The 19,223-nt window shown below is 70.7% G+C and carries 15 protein-coding genes; 7 read left to right on the forward strand and 8 right to left on the reverse strand.

Going from position 1 to position 19,223, the window contains the following annotated elements; genetic code table 11:
- Positions 1–10: 10 nt before the first annotated feature.
- The 4 genes from TSO221_RS29650 to TSO221_RS29665 all read left to right on the forward strand — a co-directional run bounded on the left by TSO221_RS29650 (position 11) and on the right by TSO221_RS29665 (position 3,902).
- Entirely contained in the window at positions 11–550 is a 540-nt protein-coding gene (locus TSO221_RS29650; RefSeq protein ID WP_109122108.1) for a VOC family protein, read from the forward strand.
- Between the two features lie 19 nt (positions 551–569).
- A complete protein-coding gene (locus tag TSO221_RS29655; RefSeq protein WP_109122109.1) occupies positions 570–1,835 on the forward strand; it encodes a ribulose-bisphosphate carboxylase large subunit family protein in 1,266 nt (421 codons plus the stop codon).
- The gene (locus TSO221_RS29660; protein ID WP_109122110.1) at positions 1,832–3,112 is read left to right on the forward strand and encodes a four-carbon acid sugar kinase family protein; all 1,281 of its coding nucleotides are present in this window, start codon (positions 1,832–1,834) and stop codon (positions 3,110–3,112) included. Before TSO221_RS29655 ends, TSO221_RS29660 begins: the two co-directional genes overlap by 4 nt.
- A gap of 139 nt (positions 3,113–3,251) precedes the next feature.
- Positions 3,252–3,902: a carbonic anhydrase gene (locus TSO221_RS29665; RefSeq protein WP_109122111.1), complete on the forward strand. Its 651-nt coding sequence runs from the start codon at positions 3,252–3,254 to the stop codon at positions 3,900–3,902.
- 4 nt (positions 3,903–3,906) lie between these two features.
- On the opposite strand, the gene TSO221_RS29670 is transcribed toward TSO221_RS29665, so the two are convergent.
- Both TSO221_RS29670 and TSO221_RS29675 read right to left on the reverse strand, forming a co-directional pair.
- Entirely contained in the window at positions 3,907–5,271 is a 1,365-nt protein-coding gene (locus TSO221_RS29670) for a sigma-54 dependent transcriptional regulator (RefSeq protein ID WP_109122112.1), read from the reverse strand.
- Complete coding sequence (locus TSO221_RS29675; protein ID WP_109122113.1) at positions 5,264–7,054, reverse strand: ATP-binding protein; 1,791 nt, start codon at positions 7,052–7,054, stop codon at positions 5,264–5,266. The genes TSO221_RS29670 and TSO221_RS29675 overlap by 8 nt, the downstream gene beginning before the upstream one ends.
- 269 nt (positions 7,055–7,323) lie before the next feature.
- Here TSO221_RS29675 and TSO221_RS29680 point away from each other — a divergent pair, with 269 nt between their 5' ends.
- From TSO221_RS29680 to TSO221_RS29690, 3 genes are read left to right on the forward strand one after another with little or no spacing between them, the layout of a single operon-like run.
- Positions 7,324–8,298, forward strand: a complete 975-nt coding sequence (locus tag TSO221_RS29680; RefSeq protein WP_109122114.1) for an ABC transporter substrate-binding protein — start codon at positions 7,324–7,326, stop codon at positions 8,296–8,298.
- A gap of 19 nt (positions 8,299–8,317) precedes the next feature.
- Positions 8,318–9,148, forward strand: a complete 831-nt coding sequence (locus TSO221_RS29685; RefSeq protein WP_109122115.1) for an ABC transporter permease — start codon at positions 8,318–8,320, stop codon at positions 9,146–9,148.
- Positions 9,149–9,162: 14 nt separating this feature from the next.
- Positions 9,163–10,002: an ABC transporter ATP-binding protein gene (locus tag TSO221_RS29690; RefSeq protein ID WP_109122116.1), complete on the forward strand. Its 840-nt coding sequence runs from the start codon at positions 9,163–9,165 to the stop codon at positions 10,000–10,002.
- 45 nt (positions 10,003–10,047) lie between these two features.
- On the opposite strand, the gene TSO221_RS29695 is transcribed toward TSO221_RS29690, so the two are convergent.
- The 6 genes from TSO221_RS29695 to TSO221_RS29720 form a co-directional block, all read right to left on the reverse strand.
- Positions 10,048–11,106, reverse strand: a complete 1,059-nt coding sequence (locus TSO221_RS29695) for an ABC transporter ATP-binding protein (protein ID WP_109122117.1) — start codon at positions 11,104–11,106, stop codon at positions 10,048–10,050.
- Positions 11,099–12,766 carry an iron ABC transporter permease gene (locus TSO221_RS29700; protein ID WP_109122118.1) on the reverse strand — a complete coding sequence of 556 codons (1,668 nt, stop codon included), beginning with the start codon at positions 12,764–12,766 and terminating at the stop codon, positions 11,099–11,101. Before TSO221_RS29700 ends, TSO221_RS29695 begins: the two co-directional genes overlap by 8 nt.
- Positions 12,767–12,770: 4 nt before the next feature.
- Positions 12,771–13,826 carry an ABC transporter substrate-binding protein gene (locus TSO221_RS29705; protein ID WP_109122119.1) on the reverse strand — a complete coding sequence of 352 codons (1,056 nt, stop codon included), beginning with the start codon at positions 13,824–13,826 and terminating at the stop codon, positions 12,771–12,773.
- 92 nt (positions 13,827–13,918) lie between these two features.
- On the reverse strand, positions 13,919–16,384 hold the full coding sequence (locus tag TSO221_RS29710) for an extracellular solute-binding protein (RefSeq protein ID WP_109122120.1): 2,466 nt from the start codon (positions 16,382–16,384) through the stop codon (positions 13,919–13,921).
- Complete coding sequence (locus TSO221_RS29715) at positions 16,374–17,048, reverse strand: response regulator transcription factor (protein ID WP_109122121.1); 675 nt, start codon at positions 17,046–17,048, stop codon at positions 16,374–16,376. Before TSO221_RS29715 ends, TSO221_RS29710 begins: the two co-directional genes overlap by 11 nt.
- Before the next feature lie 114 nt (positions 17,049–17,162).
- Positions 17,163–19,223 (reverse strand): EAL domain-containing protein, encoded by a 2,061-nt coding sequence (locus TSO221_RS29720; protein ID WP_109122122.1) that lies wholly within the window; start codon positions 19,221–19,223, stop codon positions 17,163–17,165.

The raw sequence follows: 19,223 nt of genomic DNA on the forward strand, positions 1-19,223 counted from the left end.
GAGTGTTCGCATGAGCCGATTCTTCGGCGAGATCCGGCAGGCCGGCTATGTCGTGGACGACATCGAGGCCGCCATGGACTACTGGAGCCGCACGCTCGGCATCGGCCCGTGGTTCTACAACGAGCGCGTGCCCATCAGGAACTACACCTACCGGGGCGAGCGGTACGAGGTGCACAACTCGGTGGCGCTCGCCAACTCCGGCCCGTTGCAGATGGAGCTGATCCAGACCCGCAACGATGCGCCCTCCATGTACCGCGACTTCCGGCAGGCCGGGCGCACCGGCCTCCAGCACGTCGCCTACTGGACGCAGGACTACGACGCCGACATGGAGCGGCTGCTCAAACAGGGGTTCAAACCCGTCATGAGCGGCGAGGTGGGAGAGCGCGGGCGCTTCGTCTATTTCGACACCGAGTACCACCCCGGCACCGTCATCGAGCTGTCGGAGGTCGCCGGCCCCAAGGGCAAGATGTTCGACCTGATCCGCGCCGCCTCCGAAGGCTGGGACGGCAGCGACCCGGTGCGCCCGTTCCCCGACCTCAGCCGGCTGTAAGCCGCTTATGGAGCATATTATGGGGCGCCTGGAAGCCGACTACCTGATCGAGACGCCGCTCGACCCGGCCAAGGTGGCCGAGGTGATGGCCGGCGAGCAGTCCTGCGGCACCTTCACCCGCGTGCACGGCGAGACCGACGACCTGCGCGCCCGCGCCCGCGCCGTGGTGGAGCGGATCGAGGAACTGCCCACCGCGCTCACCCCCAGCCTGCCGAACAGCTGGCTGGAGCGGCAGAGGCGGCCGGGGCCGTGGCGGCGGGCGAAGATCACCATCTCCTTCCCGGTCGCCAACCTCGGGCCCAACCTGCCGACGCTGGCGGCGACGGTGGCCGGCAACCTGTACGACCTGGGCGAGGTCACCGGGCTGCGCCTGGAATCGGTGCGCGTCCCCGCTGTCTACCGGGCGCAGTTCGAGGCGCCGCGGCACGGCGTCGCCGGCACCCGGCGGCTGACCGGCGTCTCCGAGGGCGCGCTGGTCGGCTCGATCATCAAGCCCAACGTCGGCCTGTCGGCCGAGGAGACGGGGGAGCTGGTCGGCCAGCTCTGCGCCGCCGGTTTGGACTTCATCAAGGACGACGAAATCTGCGCCGACCCGGCGCACGCGCCGCTGGCCGAGCGGGTGCCGGCGGTGATGCGGCGGGTGCGGGCGCACCAGGACCGCACCGGCAAGCACGTGATGGTCGCGTTCAACATCACCGACGAGACCGACGCCATGCGCCGCCACGCCGAGCTGGTGGAGCGCGAGGACGGCAGCTGCGTGATGGTCAGCCTGAACTGGTGCGGCTTCTCGGCGGTGCAAACGCTGCGGCAAAGCACCGGGCTGGTGCTGCACGGCCACCGCAACGGCTTCGGCGCTCTCTCCCGGCACCCGATGCTGGGCATCGGCTTCGATGCCTATCAGGTCCTCTGGCGGCTGGCCGGCGTCGACCACATGCACGTGCACGGCCTGCAGGGCAAGTTCGCCCAGCCGGATTCGGAGGTGATCGAGGGCGCGCGCGCCTGCCTGACGCCGCTGGCCGACGGGGCGGACGACCGGGTGATGCCGGCCTTTTCCTCCGGGCAATGGGCGGGCACCGTGCCGGTGACCTGGGACGCCGCGGGCACCGACGACCTGCTGTTCATGTCGGGCGGCGGCATCATGGCGCATCCGGACGGCCCGGCGGCCGGCGTCGCCTCGATCCGGCAGGCGTGGGCAGCGGTGCGCGCGGGCACCAGCCTGGAGGATGCGGCCAAAGCGCAGCCGGAACTACAACGCGCGCTGGCGTTCTTTGGGGGGAAGGCGTGACGCTCCGGTACGGCTGGTACGGCGACGATTTCACCGGCGCCACCGACACGCTGGCGACCCTGGCGAAGGCCGGGCAGCGGGCGCTGCTGCTGCTCGGCGTGCCCGACGCCGGGCGGCTGGCGAACCTCGGCCCGCTCGACGCGCTGGGCATCGCCGGGGCGGCGCGCGGCATGGATCCGGAGGCCATGCGGGCCGAGTTGGAGCCGGTCGGGCGCTTCTTCGCGGGCCTGCGCGTGCCGGTGATGCACTACAAGTGCTGTTCGACCTTCGACAGCGCGCCGCACGTCGGCAGCATCGGCGCCGCGGTGGCGGCGCTGCGGCCGTTCTTCCCGAACCCGTTCCTGCCCATCGTCGGCGGCCAGCCGAATATTGGCCGCTACTGCCTGTTCAGCACCCTCTTCGCCGCCGCCGGTATCGGCGGGACCGTACATCGCATCGACCGCCACCCGACCATGCGCGCCCACCCGGTCACCCCGATGACCGAGGCCGACCTGCGCCTGCATCTCGCCGCACAAGGGCTGTCCGACGTCGCGGCGCTGCACTACCCCGACTACGACCTGGGCGACGCGGCGCTCGACGCGCGGGTGGGCGAAGGGGGCGTGCTGCTCGACGTCGCCCGCCCGGCGCACCTCGCCCTCATCGGCCGGCTGATCTGGGAGCGCGCCCGCCGGGCGCCGCTGCTGGCGGTGGGGCCGAGCAGCGTGGCGCAGGCGCTGACCGCGCACTGGTCGCTCGCCGGCCCGGCGGCGTCCCGTCCCATGGATTACGCCCTGGAGCCGGCGCGCGGCCCGGTGTTCGTCATGGCCGGCAGCCTGTCGCCGGTGACGCGCCGGCAGGTCGAGGCCGCCGCGTCCTTCGACCGCCTGCACGCCGCCGCCGGCCTGTTGTGCGCCGACCCCGCCTACGCGGCGCGCCTGCGGGAGGACGTCGCCACCCGCCTGCGGACCGGACGGCACGTCCTGGTGTGGACCGCGCCGCCGGACGACGCGCCCGACACCGCTCAGGCCGCCGCGGTCGCCGCCGCCACCGCGGCCTTCGTCGCCGACGTGGTGCGCGCGGTGCCGGTGCGGCGGTTGGGCATCCTCGGCGGCGACACCTCCAGCCGGGCCGTCGCCGCGCTCGGCTGCTGGGGGCTATCCTATGCGACCATCCTGGGGCCAGGGGTGACGCTGTGCCGGAGCCACGGCGACGACCCCGCCTGCGACGGCATCGAGCTGATGCTCAAGGGCGGCCAGATGGGGAGCGAAGATCTTCTGGAACGGCTGGTTCACGGGTGAACACGAATTTGCAATCTTCGCAAAAACGGAGGAATGGCGGCGTATATCCTCGCAAGATTGCATGATTTTTCGGCCCAGGGCTTGCGAACCTGCGAAGGATGCGAATAATCGCATGCGGCATGACTGACGAGGACGCCCCATGCAGACGCTCATCGATGGTTTCCGGACGTTCCGCGCCACGGCGTTCCAGAATCACAAGGAGCGTTACCGCCACCTCTCCGTCGCCGGGCAGAACCCGCGCGCGGCGGTGATCGCCTGCTGCGATTCTCGCGTCGATCCGCAGCTGATCTTCGGGGCTGGGCCAGGAGACCTGTTCGTCATCCGCAACGTCGCCAACCTGGTGCCGCCCTACGCGCCAAGCGCCGACTACCACGGCACCAGCGCGGCGCTGGAGTTCGCGATCCGGCAACTGAGCGTGCCGCAGGTCATCGTCATGGGCCACACCCGCTGCGGCGGCATCCGCACGCTGCTCGACCGCGGCGCCGATGGCGGCGACTTCATCGGCCCGTGGATGTCCATCGCCGCCGACGTGCGCGCGCGGGTCCTCGACGGCGCCGCACATCCGGAACAGGCCTGCGCCGCGGCCGAGCGCGAGGTGATCCGCCAATCCCTCGCCAACCTCATGAGCTTCCCGTGGATCCGCGAGAAGGTCGAGACCGGCACGCTTGCGCTGCACGGCTGCCTGTTCGACGTGGCGGCGGCCGATCTGCTGCTGCACGACCCGGCCAGCGGCGCTTTCCGCTCCATGGCCGCGGAGACCGAGCGCCGGCCGCCGGCCGCCTGCGGCTGAGCGGTCAGCGCGCCAGGAAAGCCTGCCGCTCCAGCCCGTGCCGGGCCATCTTCTCGTTCAGGGTGCGGCGCGGGATGCCAAGCAGGTCGATCACCGCCTTGATGTCGCCGCGGCAGCGCTCCAGCGCCTGTTCGATCAGGCGTTTCTCGTAGGCGTCCACCTGCTCGGGCAGGGAGCGCCGTCCGGTCTCGGCTTCGCCCATCGGCCGTCGCCGCAGCAGCGCCGCCACCCCGCCGCGGCCGAGCGTCAGCACGTGGCGTTCGGTGAGGTTGCGCAGCTCGCGCACGTTGCCCGGCCAGTCGTGCGCCAGCAGCGCGTCGATGTCCACAGGCTCCAGCGGGCGTGGCTCGCGGCCGTGCAGGGCGGCGAACTCCGCGGCAAAGAAGTCGAACAGCAGCGGGATGTCCTCGCCGCGGGCGCGCAGCGGCGGGATGTGCAACTCCGCCACGTTCAGACGGTAGTAGAGGTCGGCGCGGAAGCGGCCGGCGTCGCTGGCCTCCAACAGGTCCACCTTGCTGGCGGCGACGATGCGGATGTCGACGGCGACCGCCTTGTTGGAGCCGAGCCGCTCGATGCTGCGCTCCTGCAGGGCGCGCAGCAGTTTCAATTGGATCGCCGCAGGTATGCTCTCCACCTCGTCGAGGAAGAGGGTGCCACCGTCGGCATGCTCGATCCGGCCGACGCGGCGCTGCGCAGCGCCGGTGAAGGCGCCGGGTTCGTGGCCGAACAGTTCGCTCTCCGCCATGCTCTCGGGGATGGCGCCGCCGTTGACGGCGACGAAGGCGCCGCGGGCGCGCGGGCCGAAGTCGTGCAGGCAGCGCGCCGCCACCTCCTTGCCGGAGCCGGTCTCGCCGTGGATCAGCACGCTGGCGCTGGTGGCGGCCAGTTCCAGCACCTCGCGCCGCAGGTCCTGCATCGCGCGCGACGTGCCGACAAGCCGTCCCTCGATGCCGCGGCCGGAGACCTGCCGGCGCAGGCCGCGGTTCTCCAGCACCAGCCGGCGCTTCTCGCAGGCGCGGCGGATCACTTCGGTCAGGCGCTCGGGCTCGAAGGGCTTCTCGATGAAGTCGTAGGCACCGCGCCGCATCGCCTCCACCGCCATGGCGACGTCGCCATGGCCGGTCACCAGGATCACCGGCAGGTCGCCGTCGCGCTCCAGCGCCTGTCCCAACACGGTCAACCCGTCCGTGCGCGGCATCCGCACATCGGTGACCAGGATGCCGGGGAAGTCCGGCGCCAGACGGGCCAGCGCCGGTTCCGGTGTCTCGAACGCCTCCACCGCGAAGCCGGCGAGGCGCAGCCATTGCTCGACCGAGACGCGCATCGGCATCTCGTCGTCGACGAACAGGACGTGTCTCAGCTCAGCCATGGGCGGCCTCCGGCAGGATCATCACGAAGGTCGCGCCGGCGTCCGGATTGTTCTCGGCGCGCAGGCTGCCGCCGAAGTCGCGCACGATGCCGTAGGACAGCGACAACCCGAGGCCCAGGCCCTCGCCGACCTCCTTGGTGGTGAAGAACGGGTCGAACAGGCGGGCCTGATGCTCCGCCGCGATGCCGGTTCCGATGTCGGAGATCCGCACCTCCCACACCCCGGGACCACGCACGGCCGATACGGTGATGCGGCGGTCCTCCACACCGGACAGGGCGTCGGCGGCGTTGCGGATCAGGTTGACCAGCACCTGCTCCAGCCGGACCGCGTCGCCGCGCACCAGGGCGTCGTCGGGCACGGCGCGGGTCAGGTCGATGCCATCCTGGCGCAGCCGCTGGCCGAGCAGCAGCAGCGCGCGATCGAGGGCCTGCCCCACCGGCACCGCCTCCACCCGCGCCGGCCCCTTGCGGGCGAAGGTCTTGAGGTGGCCGGAGATCACCGCCATGCGCTCCGCCATGTCGGCGATCATGCCCAGGTTGCCGAGCACCGAGGGGGTGTCGCCGCGCTCCGCCAGCAGGCGGGTGGACGCGACGAAGGTGCGGATCGCCGCGAGCGGCTGGTTGAACTCATGCGCCAGCGCCGCCGACATCTGTCCGAGCGCCGCCAGCTTGCCGGCCTGCACCAGTTCCTCCTGCGCGTCGCGGAGCACCTGGTTGGCGGCGGCCAGCTCGTGGGTGCGCTCCTCGACGCGGCGCTCCAGAGTCTCGTGCGCCTCGCGTTGCAGGCGCAACGTCTCGGCGCGCTGGCGGGCGAGCAGCAGGCCGGCGGCGAGCAGCAGCACGAGCGCCGCCGCCAGCACCGCGCCGCTGCGCGCCTGGGCCAGCACGGGTTCGACGTCGGCGAGCAGGCGGATGGTGGCGTCGAAGTCGGGCAGGGCCAGTTCTTGCATCAGGAAGGCGCGGCCCCGCTCATCCGACAGCGTCACCATGCCGTCCGGCCCGTCACCGAGGCCGAGCGGACGGAGGTCGGCGCCGGCATACTGCCGGGTGGCGGCGAGTTGGGCGCGCACCGGTTCGGCCAGCGGACGCAGGGGACGGTACTTCCACTCGGCGTGGCTGGCGAGGAAGACGACGCCGTTCCCGTCAGTGACCATCACCCGTTCCCCGGCCGCCTGCCAGTCGCGCTGCAGCGGCTCCAGGTCGACCTTGACGACGGCGGTGCCGGCCACCCCCTCCGCTCCGAGCGCCGCACGCGACAGGAAGTAGCCGGGCAGGCCGGTGGTGGCGCCGATGCCGAAGTAGCGGCCGCTGCCGGTCGCCATCGTCTGCCGGAAATAGGGGCGGAAGTCGTAGCGGTTGCCGACGAGGCTCTGCACCGGGTCACGCCAGTTGCTGGCGGCCAGCGTCAGCCCGGTGCGGTCGGTGACGTACAACGATGCCGCTCCGGCGGCCTCGTTTGCGTCCTCCAGCAGGCGGTTGGTGGTGTGCCGACGGTCGGCGGAAGGATCCTCCAGCAACGCCAGCACGTCCTTGTCGTGCGCCAGCAGGAAAGGCAGGTAGTCGTATCGGCCGACGGCGGTGCGGATGCCGCTGGCGTACAGGCCCAGGCGCTGGTCGCCGACCCGGCGCAGTTCGGCCAGCCCGCTCGCCTCCACCCAGCGGTGCGTCTGCCAAGGGGCGAGCGTCAGCGCTGCGACGAACGCCACGGTCCACAGAGCCCGGCGACCGCCGGGGCGCGGGCGGGGCAGGGCGTCCGTCTGCTGGTCGGTGCGGGCAATGGACATGGCCTGTGCCGGGGATTGAGGCGGAAGCGCAGAGTGCTGGGACGGATCGCCCGTGGTCAAGGGGCGCCGGCAAGGCACCGTTCCTCCGGCGGAGGAACGGATTTTCCGCGGTCGGCGGATTTCCGCCGATTTCACGCGGCGCCTCGGCGGATTTCCGCCGATTTGCCATCGCGAACATCAGCATCCCCAACGGTTGCGCCTCCGGCACGCTGCTTGCCATAGGGGCCGGCAAACCGCGGCTCCACCGCGGAAGAACCCGAGGAGGATGCATGTCCAAGAAGTTCCTGTTTGCCGCGATGGCGGTGCTCGCCGCCTTCGTGACCCAGACCGCGCACGCCGACGACGTGGTGCGGCTCGGCAACCTCAAGTTCGCCCATTATGGCGCCGTCTCCTATATGAAGGAGATCGGGCCGAAGTACGGCCTGAAGATCGAAGAACGGGTGTTTCCCAAGGGCATCGACATCCTGCCGGCCATCGTCGCCGGAGAGATCGACGCCGCCGCGAGCGCCGTAGAGGCCGCCATCGCCGGCCGCGCGTCGGGCGTGCCGATCTACGCGGTGGCCGGTTTCGCCAAGGGCGGCGTGCGCATCGTCGCCAAGCCCGACGCCGGGGTGAAGGCCATCGCCGACCTCAAGGGCAAGAAGGTGGGCGTGGCGCGCGGCGGGACGCAGGAACTGGTGCTGCTGGCCGAACTTGCCAAGCACGGCCTGTCCTGGTCGGATCGCGGCGGCAAGGACGTGCAGATCCTGTACATGGGCTATGCCGACCTCAACCAGGCGCTGGCCGCCGGCAGCATCGACGCCATGTCGCAGTCGGAGCCGCAGTCGAGCCAGGCCATCAACAAGGGCTTCGGCGTCGAGGTCATCAAGCCCTACGACACCGATCTGGGCGAACCGGTGCGCTCGCTGGTCGTCACCGAGGACTTCTACACGAAGAAGCCGGAGGTGGCCCAGCGCTTCATCCGCTGCTTCGTCGAGGCCACCGCCATCTTCCTGTCCAAGCCGGAACTGGCCGAGAAGTACGTGCGGGAAAACGTCTTCAAGGGCCAGATCACCAGCCAGGACTACCAGGACGCCATCGGCAACTCGCCGTTCAGCACCGACATCACGGTCGAGCACGTGCAGACCAGCACCGACATGATGCAGAAATACGGCGTCGGCCGCATGGCCAATCCGCCGAAGGCCGCCGACTGGGTCAAGCCCGACCTGCTGGCCAAGGCCAAGACCGCCGTCCAGGTGAACTGAGGACAGGGGAGAGCACGCCATGTCCCGTCCCTCCCGCATCACGCCGGCCGCGCTGGCGCGCGGCGCTCTGGTGCCGCTGGTCGTCGTCGCCGTCTGGCAGGCGCTGTCCTCGTCCGGCATGGTCAACCCCACGGTGCTGCCGTCGCCGGGCGCGGTGCTGGTGCGCTGGTGGCACTATCTGCTGCCGGCCGACCCGTACGATCCGGCACAGTCCGGCTGGCTCGCCTGGGCGCTGTCGGGCGAGATGCTGACCGACGCCTACTCCAGCCTGTACCGCGTCGTGCTCGGCTTCGTGGTGGGGGCGGGGCTGGCGCTGCCGCTCGGCCTGCTGATGGGCACCAGCGAGCGCGTCTACGGCCTGATGGACCCGCTGGTCCAGGTGCTGCGCCCGATCCCGCCGATCGCCTACATCCCGCTGGCGATCCTGTGGTTCGGCCTGGGCAACCCGCCGGCGGTGTTCCTGATCGCCATCGGCGCCTTCTTCCCGGTGCTGATGAACACCATCGCCGGGGTGCGCCACGTCGACGGCATCTATCTCCGCGCCGCGCGCAACCTGGGGGCCGGCAAGCTGACCATGTTCGTGCGTGTCATCCTGCCGGCGGCGACGCCGTACATCCTGGCCGGAGCGCGCATCGGCATCGGCACCGCGTTCATCGTGGTGATCGTGTCGGAGATGATCGCGGTCAACGCCGGCCTCGGCTTCCGCATCCTGGAGGCGCGCGAGTTCATGTGGTCGGACAAGATCATCGCCGGGATGTTCACCATCGGCTTCCTCGGCCTGGGCATCGACATCGCGATGAACCGGCTGAACACCCATCTGCTGCGGTGGCACCGCGGCCTCGACAGCTGAGCGGAGGCGTCCCCATGATCACCGCACTCAAATCCGTCCCCGCCTCCGTTCCCGAGACCGCCCCCGTGCAGATCGAGGTGCGCGGGGTGGACAAGGTGTTCGCCACCGGCGGCCACGAGGTCGTCGCGCTGAAGGGCATCGACCTGGAGGTCCGCCACGGCGAGTTCATCTGCCTGCTCGGCCCCTCGGGCTGTGGCAAGTCGACGCTGCTCAACGCCGTCGCCGGCTTCCAGCCGCCGTCAAGGGGCGTGGTGCTGGTGGACGGCCAGCCGATCACCGCGCCCGGCCCCGACCGCGGCATGGTGTTCCAGGAATACGCACTGTTCCCCTGGATGACGGTCGCCGAGAACATCGCCTTCGGCCTGCAGATCAAGCGCATGGGCAAGGCGGAGATCGCCGAGCGGGTGGAGGTGCTGCTGCACAAGCTGCATCTGCAGGACTTCCGCAACCGTTTCCCGAAAGACCTCTCCGGCGGCATGCGCCAGCGCGTCGCCATCGCCCGCGTGCTGGCGCTGGACAGCCCGATCCTGCTGATGGACGAGCCGTTCGGCGCGCTCGACGCGCTGACCCGCCGCACCCTCCAGGACGAGCTGCTGCGCATCTGGGAGGAGGTCGGCAAGACGGTGCTGTTCGTCACGCACTCGATCGAGGAGTCGATCTATCTGGCCGACCGCATCGTGGTGATGACCTACCGGCCGGGCACCATCAAGCAGGAGGTCCGGGTGGAGATGCCGCGCCCGCGCGACGGCGCGTCGGCGGAGTTCAACCGCCTGAAGCGCGACCTCGCCCAGATGGTGATGGAGGAGCAGCAACGCTTCAACGCCGACGAGATCCACTCGGTGACGGCGGACTGACGCGAAAGCCCCTCTCCCGTCGAGGGAAAGGGGCTTTCCGCATGATCAGAACACCCACAGTTGCTCCGGCGGCAGGTGCAGCCAGTGCGGGCCGGCCTTCAGCGGCTTGCCGAAGGCGCGCAGCGACAGCTCGCCGCAACGGAACACGTGCTCCCAGTGGCCGCCGAGGTAGACCGAGGTCTCCAGCTCGGCGCGCACGGTGTTCTCGCCGCCGGCCTCGCCGTGGGCGACCGCCACCTGCTCCAGCCGGATGACGCCGACCGCCGGGTCGGACACCGCCTTGCCGCCGCAGTTGCGGCCCCACAGCGCAAAGCCCTCCAGGTCGATCTGCACGTAGCCGCCGCGCGCCTCGCGCACGGTGGACTTCACCGTGTTGTTGACGCCCATGAACTCCGACGCGAACAGGCTGCGCGGTTCGTTGTACAGCTCCTCCGGCGAGCCGGACTGCACGATGCGGCCGTCGTCCAGCAGCACGATGCGGTCGGCGATGGCCATCGCCTCGACCTGGTCGTGGGTGACGAACACCGCGGTGAGGTTCAGGCGCTTGATCAGCGTGCGGATCCAGATGCGGGCCTCCTCGCGCAGCTTGGCGTCGAGGTTGGACAGCGGCTCGTCCAGCAGGATCACCGGCGGGCTGTAGACCAGTGCGCGCGCCAGCGCCACGCGCTGCTGCTGGCCACCCGACATCTGGTGCGGGTAGCGCCCGCCCAGATGCCCCAGGCCGACGCCCTCCAGCACCGCCTCCACCCGCGCGGTGATCTCCGGCTTGGAGCAGCCGCGCAGCTTCAGGCCGTAGGCGACGTTCTCGAACACCGTCTTGTGCGGCCACAGCGCGTAGGACTGGAAGACGAGGCCGAGGTTGCGCTTCTCCGGCGTCAGGTTGACGCCGGCCGCGGCGTCAAACACCGCGGCGTCGCCGATGCGGATGGCCCCCTTGTTCGGCTGCTCCAGCCCGGCGATGGAGCGCAGCAGCGTCGTCTTGCCGCTGCCCGAGCGGCCGAGCAGCGCCACGATCTCGCCCTGCTGAAAGGTGGCGCTGATGCCCTTGAGGATCTCGTTGCCGCCGAGGCGGACGTGCAGGTCGTCGATGATGAGCTTAGCCATGGTGATGCTTCCTGAAAGAGGTCATCAGCAGCAGACCGAGACCGATCAGCGCGATGTTGACGGTGGAGAGCGCGGTCACGGTGTCCACGGCACCCGTGCCCCACAACGAGACCAGCAGCGAGCCGATGACCTCCGTGCCGGGGCTGAGCAGGTAGACGGCGGTCGAGTACTCGCGCATGTAGGTGACGAAGATCAGCAGCCAGCTGCCGATCAGGCCGACCTTGATCAGCGGCAGCGTCAGATCGCGGCTGACCCGCCACGGGCTGGCGCCGACGACGCGCCCCGCCTCCTCCAGCTCCGGCCCGACCTGGAGCAGCGCGCCGCTCACCAGCCGCATGCCGTAGGCCAGCCAGACCAGCGTGTAGGCGGCCCAGATGCTCAGCAGCGTCTGGCGCAGCGGGGCCAGCGGGGCCACGAACAGGAACACCCAGAAGATGGCGAGGCCGGCGATCAGCCCCGGCATGGCGCGCGGCAGCAGGACCAGATAGTCCATCACCCGCGTCCAGCCCGAGTTCCAGCGGTGCGCGGCGAGGTTGACCAGCGTGTACACCGCCACCGACGCCGCCCCGCCGACCGCCGCCATCAGCACCGTGTTGACGATGCCGCGCACGAGGTTCGGGTAGTTCAGCAGCTCCTTGAAGTGGTGCAGGGTGAAGGACCCGGCCAGCGACACGCCCTCGCCCCAGCTGGTCACGAAGGACCGCAGCACGAGACCCGACACCGGCAGGACCACCGTCACCAGCAGCCACAGCCCGATCAGCGTCACCGCCGGCCAGCGCCACGCGCCGATGGACACCGGCCGCACCGCGCTCGCCTTGCCCTTCACCGCGACGTAGCGGTTGGCGGTCTTCAGCAGGGTGCGTTGCAGCCAGACCAGCGGCAGGGCGATGCAGACGATGGCGACCACCACCACGGCCATCAGCTGGTAGGACGGCGTGCCGAGCTTGACGGTCAGCTTGTAGAGATAGGTGGCGAGCACCAGGATGCCCTCCGGGTCGCCGAGCACCAGCGGCAGGCCGAACAGCTCGAAGCCCAGGAAGAACACCAGCACCGCGGAATAGAGGATGCTGGGCATGATCATGGGGAGGCTGACGGTCAGCGCCACGCGCAGCGGCCCGGCGCCGGTGGAGCGCGCCGCCTCCTCGACGTCGGAGCCCAGGCTGCGCAGCCCGGACGAGGCGTAGAGGAAGACGTGCGGCACGTGCGTCAGCCCGGCGATCACCATCAGCGACGGCTTGGAGTAGAGGTACCACGGCACCTCGCCCAGCCAGCCCTTCACCCACAGGCTGACCAGCCCGACCGGCCCGAAGGTGACGACGAAGCCGAAGGCCAGCACCACCGACGAGATGAACATCGGCACCAGGATCAGCGGCTCGATCCAGCGGCGGCCGGGCAGGTCGGTGCGGACCAGCAGGAAGGCCAGGATCGCCCCCAGCGGCACCGCGATCAGCGTCATGCCGAAGGCGATCATGGCGGAGTTGCCGAGCGCCTCGAAGAAGTCCTCGTCGTCGAGCACGAACTCGTACGCCGACAGGCTGAAGGTGGTCTGCGGCTGGAAGAACGGTCCGTCGAGGAAGCTCTGGTAGGCCACGAGGCCAACCGGAGCCAGCACGGCCAGCGCCATGGCGACGATGACCGCGATGCGCAGGGGGCGGTTCATGGGGTCACTTCCCCTGCATGGCGCGCTGGAAGTCCTTCAGGAACTTCAGGCGCTTGGTCTGGTCCATGTAGGCCAGCAGCTCGGGGCCGATGGCGATCGGCCTGGCCGAGGCCGGCACCAGCTCGGCGTCCGCCGCCATGTCGGTGCGCACCGGGCCGATGGAGCGGTTGGCGAGGTGCTTCTGCCCCTCGGCCGAGAGCATGTAGTCGAGGAACAGCTTCGACGCGTTCGGATGCTTCGCGGCCTTCGGGATGAAGGCGATGCGCGACATCACCACCGTGTAGTCGCTGGGCGCCACCAGACCCATGGAGGGATCGCGCTTCTGCCGCTCGCGCACGTAGGAGCCGATCATGTTGTAGCCGATGGCGTGCTCGCCCGACGCGATGCGCTCCAGCATGGTGCCCGACGAGGTGTAGAGCTTGGTGCCGCTCTTCCCCAGCGCCTTGATCAGGTCCATGGTGCCCTTGTCGGCCTGCATGTCCTGGGTAATGTAGAGAAAGCCGACGCCACTGCGCTCCGGGTCGTAGGTGGCGACCTTGGCCTTGTAGGCGTCGGTCTTCTCCGCCAGCAGCTTCGCGAGGTCGGCGTGCGTCTTCGGCACCTCGGCCTCGGGCACAATGCGCTTGTTGTAGGCGAAGACGATGGGCTCGGCGGTGATGCCGTAGGCCTGGTCCTTCCAGTTCGCCCAGGCGGGGATGTTGGCGCGCTCGGGCGAGGCGTAGGGCTGTGCGTAGCCGTCGTTGACCAGCTTCATCTGCAGGTCCATGGCCGAGCTGAACATCAGGTCGGTGGACCCGCCGCCGGCCGCCGCCTCGGAGATGAAGCGGTTGTACAGCTCGGTGGTGGAGAGGTCGTTGTAGTCGACCTTGACCTTGGGGTAGCGCGCCTCGAAGCCGCGAACCAGCTCCAGCGCCTCGCTGGCGTCGAGCGCGGCGTAGATGGTGACCGAGCCTTCCCGCTCGGCCGCCGAGACGATGGAGGCGTCGGTGCCCTGCGCCCACACGGGCGCGGCGCCCAGCAGCAGGGTGGCGGCAAGGACGGATGACAGATGGCGCTTCACGGTGGCGTCTCCTCAACGGATTGTTCGTTGGGGCCACAATGCCGGATGGACCTGTCATGAAGCTGTCGGTGGGGCGGACAATTCGACAGGCCCTACGGCCGCTCGATCACCATCTGCCACTGCTTGACGAAGCGCCCGCGCTTGAGGTCGTCGAGGAAGACCAGCAGCGCCGGCCCGACGACGATGCGCTGCGCCGGGCCACCCAGGTCGGTGGTCAGGCGCTCGGTCGACATCGGTCCCTGCGCCAGCGGCGACACGGCGTAGAAGGTCGGGCCGGCGGCGATCACGCTCTGGCCCCGCTCCGACAGCAGATGGTCGATGAAGCGCCCGGCCAACGCCGGCTGCGGCGCGGTGCGCGGGATCAGCGCGACGCGCGACATCACCAGCGTGTAGTCGCTGGGCAGCACGATGCCGAGCGGCGACCCCGCCGCCTGCCGGGCCCGCGCGTAGGAACCCAGCAGGTTGTAGCCGATCAGCGCCTCGCCGCGCTCGATCAGGTCCATCATGTCCGGCGTGCAGCAGGCCAGCTTCACACCGAGATCCCCCAGGGAATCGGTGAGCTGCCAGAACTGGCTCGACGCCACCGAATCCTGCGTGGCGAACAGGTAGCCGATGCCGCTGGACGCCACGTCGTAGGTGGTCAGGCGACCGCGGTAGCGCTCCGGCCGGTCGTGCAGCAGGCGGATCAGCTCGTCGCGCGAGCGCGGCACCTCCGCCTCCGGCACCAGGGCGCGGTTGTAGACGATGACCGCCGGCTCCTGGGTGAAGCCGAACGCCTCGTCGCGCCAGTTCGCCCAGTCCGGTAGCGATGCGGTCGCCGGCGAGCGGTGGCGCTGCGCGTAGCCGTCGTTGACCAGCTTGGTCTGCAAATCCACCGCTGAGCTGATGGCAAGGTCGGGCAGGGGGCCGCCCTTCGGGCTGACGATGCCGGCGTACAGCTCGGCCGTGTTCATGTCGAGGTAGTCGATGGCAACGTCCGGGTTGGCGTCCTGGAAGTCGCGGATCAGCGCGTCCATGGCCGGCTGATCGGTCGCCGCGTGGACGCGCAGCCGCGCCGCCTCTGCCCGCGGCGCCGGATAGAAGGTGGCCTCCGTCGCCAGCCCGGCGCCGGGCACCAGCAGCAGCACGACAAGCGCCAAGGCCGCCAGTCCGGCGACCGGTTCGGTGGACGGTGTGCTCGGTTCGGGGAACTCCAGCCGGGCGATCAGGCCGCCGCCGGGACGGTCGAGCAGGCGGAAGACGGCGCCGTGCGCGTCGGCCACCGCGGCGACGATGGCGAGGCCGAGGCCGCTGCCGGTGGTGCCGGCGGCGGTGCTGCCGCGGCCGAAGCGGCGCAGCACGGCCTCCTTCTCCGCGTCGGCGATCCCGGGGCCGTGGTCGGCGACCTCCAACACCGGGCCGCGGCCGGAGGAGGCCGGGTGTAGGCGCACCTCCACCGGGCTCTGGCCGCCGTACTTCACCGCGTTGTCCACGAGGTTGGCGAGCGCCTCGCGCAGGCTCACCGGGTCGCCGGAGACCTGAACGGTCTCGGTCGGGCGCTCGATGGTGATGGGCGTGTCCTCGGCCACCGCCTCGGCGCGGTGGGCGACCTGGGCAGCCAGTGCCGCGAGGTCGACGTCCTGGCTCTGCATCGCCTCGCCGCGGTGCACCACCATGGCGTGGCTGAGCAGCTGGCTGGTCAGCTGGCTGGCCTCGACGGCGTTGCGGTGGATGCGCTCCACCATGCGGCGGCGGGTCGCGTCGTCGGTCTCCTCCACCGCCAGCTCGGCCTGGGCGCGGAGTGCGGCCAACGGCGTGCGGATCTGGTGGGCGGCGTCGGCGAGGAAGACGCGCGTGGTGTCCAGGTTGCCCTTGAGGCGCGCCATCAGGTGGTTGATGGCGCCCAGCAGCTGGCTGACCTCGGCCGGGGCGGCGGCCTGGATCGGGCTGAAGTCGTTGGGGCGGCGGGCGCGGATCAGCTTCTCCAGGAAGCCCAGCGGCGCCAGCGCCTGCCGCACGCCGATCCACAGCAGCGCGGCACCCGCCAGCACCGCCAGCACGATGGGCGCGAAGGCGTTGGCGAAGATGTCAGCGGCCAGGGTGTCGCGCTCCTCGCGCGTCTGCGCCACCACCACGGTGCTCCAGCCGGTGCGCCGCGCCTGTGCGACGAAGCGGCCGAGCACGGCGACGCGCACCGCCGCTCCGCGGTACTCGGCGTCGGCGAACACCGGCGCCACGGCGCGCGCCGGTTGCCCGGCGAGGTCGGCGTAGCCGGTGATCAGCTCGCCGTCCGGCCCCAGCACCTTGTAGAAGACGCGGTCCCGCCGCGCCATACCGAGGATGCTGAGTGAGGAATAGGGCAGGTCCACGGTGACCGCGCCATTCTCCGCGCGCACGGTGTCGGCGATCGCGAGCGCGGCGGCGGAGAGCAGCTGGTCGTAGGCGCTGTCGGCGGCGCGCTTGGCGTAGGCGCGCACGAAGACGAACGCCACCACCGCGACCACCAGCAGCAGCACGAACAGGCGGACCAGCAGGCGCCGCCGCAGCGACGGCCCGTTCGCCGGGGCCTCACCGAGCATCGGTTACGTCCGCCACGTAGCCCTGGCCGTGCACCGTGCGGATCGTCACCGAGGCGCCGTCCAGCTTGCGGCGCAGGCGGGAGACGTACAGCTCGATGGCGTTGGGCGCCACCGCCTGGTCGAGGCTGAACAGGCGGTTCATCAGCGCCTCCTTGCTCATCACCTTGCCCAGGTTGGCGAGGAACAGCTCCAGCAGGCGGAACTCGCGCGCACCCAGCTCGATCGGCTTGCCGTCCACCGACACCTTCTTGGCGGCGGTGTCGAAGGTGAGGTTGCCGAACGCCTCGGCCGAGGACGCCATGCCGTGCGGCCGGCGCAGCAGGGCGCGGCAGCGCGCCTCCAGCTCGCGGAAGTCGAAGGGCTTGACCACGTAGTCGTCGGCGCCGAGGTCCAGCAGGTCGACCTTGGTGTCCACCTGCGAGCGCGCGGTGATCACCAGCACCGGCGTGCGGTCGCCGCGCCGCCGCATGCCGCGCAGGATCGCCTGTCCGTCCAGGCCCGGCAACATGACGTCGAGGATGACCAGCTGGTAGGTCTCGGTGCGCAGCAGCTCGTCGGCGTGGGTGCCGTCGGCGGCCCAGTCGATGGCGTAGCCGAGCTTGCGCAGGCGCTGGATGATCGCGTCCGCGAGGTCCTCGGTGTCCTCTACGACCAGGATGCGCATGGCTCGCCGTTCCCCACATCGCCACAACAGGCGGCCGGGCGCCTTGGCCCGCGTCGCGGCGATCGTTCCTCCCTGGGGATCAGTGTAGCACGGGAGCTGTCAAGGAGCTGTCATTCACCCCAACCGCGCCGCGATGCCTTCCACCGGCCCCGGCCGGCCGAGCAGGTAGCCCTGCACCACGTCGCAGCCGCAGCCGTCCAGGAAGGACAGCTGCTCGGGCGTCTCCACCCCCTCGGCGACGGTCTCCAGGCCGAGGCCGCGGGCCATGGTGACGATGGTCTCGACCAGCCGCGCCGTGTTGGCGTCGGTGACGGCGCCGGTGACGAAGGAGCGGTCGATCTTCAGCGTGTCGAAGGGGTAGCGCTGCAGGTAGCCGAGCGACGAATAGCCGGTGCCGAAATCGTCGATGGACAGCCGCACCCCCAGGTCGCAGAGCCGGCGCAGCGTCAGCCGCGTCTCCGGCGCGTCGTCCATCACCACGCTCTCGGTGATCTCCAGCTCGAGCTGTTCCGGTCGCAGGCCGGTCTCCTCGAACTGGCGGAGCACCCAGTCGCCGAATCCGCCGCCCTGCAACTGCCGCGGCGAGACGTTGACCGCCACCCGCAGCCCCGGCGCGTGGCCGGCGAACAGGCGGGCGGCCTCGCGGCAGGCGGTGGCCATCACCCAGTCGCCGACCTCGCCGATCAGCCCGGCCTCCTCGGCCAGCGGCACGAAGCTGCCGGGCATCAGCAATTCGTCCGGCGCCGGGCGCCAGCGCACCAGCGCCTCCATGCCGACCAGCGCGCCGCCGCGGATGCCGCACAGCGGCTGGTAGTGCAGCAGCAGCTCGCCGCGGCCGGCGGCGCCGCGCAGGCGGCGTTCCAGCGACACGCGCTCCTGCATGCGCTCGTTGATCTCGCGGGTGAAGAACTGGTGACGGCCGCGGCCCTGCTCCTTGGCCTTGTACATCGCCTGTTCGGCGTTGCGCAGCAGCACCTGGCTGTTGGTGCCATCGTCGGGGCACAGCGCCACGCCGACGCTGGCGCTGACGAAATGGTCGTGCCCGGCGATGGCGAAGGGGCTGGCGAACGCGGTGTCGATGCGGTGGATGATCGCCTGCACGGCGGCGCCGTCGTCCAGGCCGGGCAGGATGGCGACGAATTCGTCGCCGCCGGTGCGCGCCAGCGTGTCGCCGTGCCGCACGCAGTCGCCCAGCCGTGCCGCCGCCTCTTTCAGCAGCTGGTCGCCGGCCTCGTGCCCGAGGGATTCGTTCACCGTCTTGAAGCGGTCGAGGTCGATGTAGAGCAGCGCCGTCAGCCCGCCCTGCCGGTGGGTGAGCGCCACCGCCTGCTCCAGCCGGTCGAACATCAGCACCCGGTTGGGCAGGCCGGTCAGGTCATCGTAGTTGGCCTGGCGCAGCAGCCGCTCCTCGTAGCTGCGGCGGACCGTGATGTCCTCCTTCACGGCGACGAAGTGGGTCACGGCGCCGGTCTCGTCCTCCAGGGGGGAGACGGTGGCGTGCTCCCAGAACAGCGTGCCGTCGCGGCGCTGGTTGCAGAACTCGCCGCGCCATTCCTCGCCGCGGCGCAGCACCGCCCACAGGGCGCGGTAGGTGTCGGCGCCAACGTCCTCGCGCCCGATGAAGTCGAGCGGACGGCCGACCGCCTCCGCCGCCGGGTAGCCGGTGGCCTTCTCGAAGCTGGGGTTGACGTAGCCGATGATGCCCTGCGGGTCGGTGATGACCACCGACACCGGACTCTGCTCGATGGCCAGCGACAGCACCCGCACCCGCTCCTCGGCGCGGCGGTGCCGGGCGCGCTCGGCGGCGTCGCGCAGCTCGCGCTCGATGGCGGGGACCAGCCGGGCCAGCGCCGCCTTGTCGAGGAAGTCGTGCGCGCCGCGCTTCATCAGGCTGACCGCCTCCTCCGCCTTCACCACGCCGGAGAGGATGATGAAGGGCAGGTCGCGGCCGCTGCCGCGCAGGGTGGCGAGCGCCGCCTCGGCGCTGAAGGCGGGCAGGTGGTAGTCGCTGAGCACCACGTCCCACGCGCCGCCGGACAGCGCGGCGCGCATGGCGTCCGCCGTCTCGACGCGGCGGACGGTCGGCGCGAAGCCGCCCCGGATCAGCTCGAACTCCAGCAGCTCGGCGTCATCGGCCGAGTCTTCGACGAGCAGCACGCGCAACGGGGTGGCCAT

Source organism: Azospirillum sp. TSO22-1, from assembly GCF_003116015.1.
Lineage (GTDB): Bacteria > Pseudomonadota > Alphaproteobacteria > Azospirillales > Azospirillaceae > Azospirillum.

Excerpts from the sequence above, each read along its gene's own strand:
- TSO221_RS29710 (WP_109122120.1), bottom strand. The coding sequence starts at position 16,384 with ATGCTCGGTGAGGCCCCGGCGAACGGGCCGTCGCTGCGGCGGCGCCTG.
- TSO221_RS29720 (WP_109122122.1), bottom strand. The coding sequence starts at position 19,223 with ATGGCCACCCCGTTGCGCGTGCTGCTCGTCGAAGACTCGGCCGATGAC.
- TSO221_RS29650 (WP_109122108.1), top strand. The coding sequence starts at position 11 with ATGAGCCGATTCTTCGGCGAGATCCGGCAGGCCGGCTATGTCGTGGAC.
- TSO221_RS29680 (WP_109122114.1), top strand. The coding sequence starts at position 7,324 with ATGTCCAAGAAGTTCCTGTTTGCCGCGATGGCGGTGCTCGCCGCCTTC.
- TSO221_RS29695 (WP_109122117.1), bottom strand. The coding sequence starts at position 11,106 with ATGGCTAAGCTCATCATCGACGACCTGCACGTCCGCCTCGGCGGCAAC.
- TSO221_RS29715 (WP_109122121.1), bottom strand. The coding sequence starts at position 17,048 with ATGCGCATCCTGGTCGTAGAGGACACCGAGGACCTCGCGGACGCGATC.
- TSO221_RS29655 (WP_109122109.1), top strand. The coding sequence starts at position 570 with ATGGGGCGCCTGGAAGCCGACTACCTGATCGAGACGCCGCTCGACCCG.
- TSO221_RS29670 (WP_109122112.1), bottom strand. The coding sequence starts at position 5,271 with ATGGCTGAGCTGAGACACGTCCTGTTCGTCGACGACGAGATGCCGATG.
- TSO221_RS29665 (WP_109122111.1), top strand. The coding sequence starts at position 3,252 with ATGCAGACGCTCATCGATGGTTTCCGGACGTTCCGCGCCACGGCGTTC.
- TSO221_RS29690 (WP_109122116.1), top strand. The coding sequence starts at position 9,163 with ATGATCACCGCACTCAAATCCGTCCCCGCCTCCGTTCCCGAGACCGCC.
- TSO221_RS29685 (WP_109122115.1), top strand. The coding sequence starts at position 8,318 with ATGTCCCGTCCCTCCCGCATCACGCCGGCCGCGCTGGCGCGCGGCGCT.
- TSO221_RS29675 (WP_109122113.1), bottom strand. The coding sequence starts at position 7,054 with ATGTCCATTGCCCGCACCGACCAGCAGACGGACGCCCTGCCCCGCCCG.
- TSO221_RS29700 (WP_109122118.1), bottom strand. The coding sequence starts at position 12,766 with ATGAACCGCCCCCTGCGCATCGCGGTCATCGTCGCCATGGCGCTGGCC.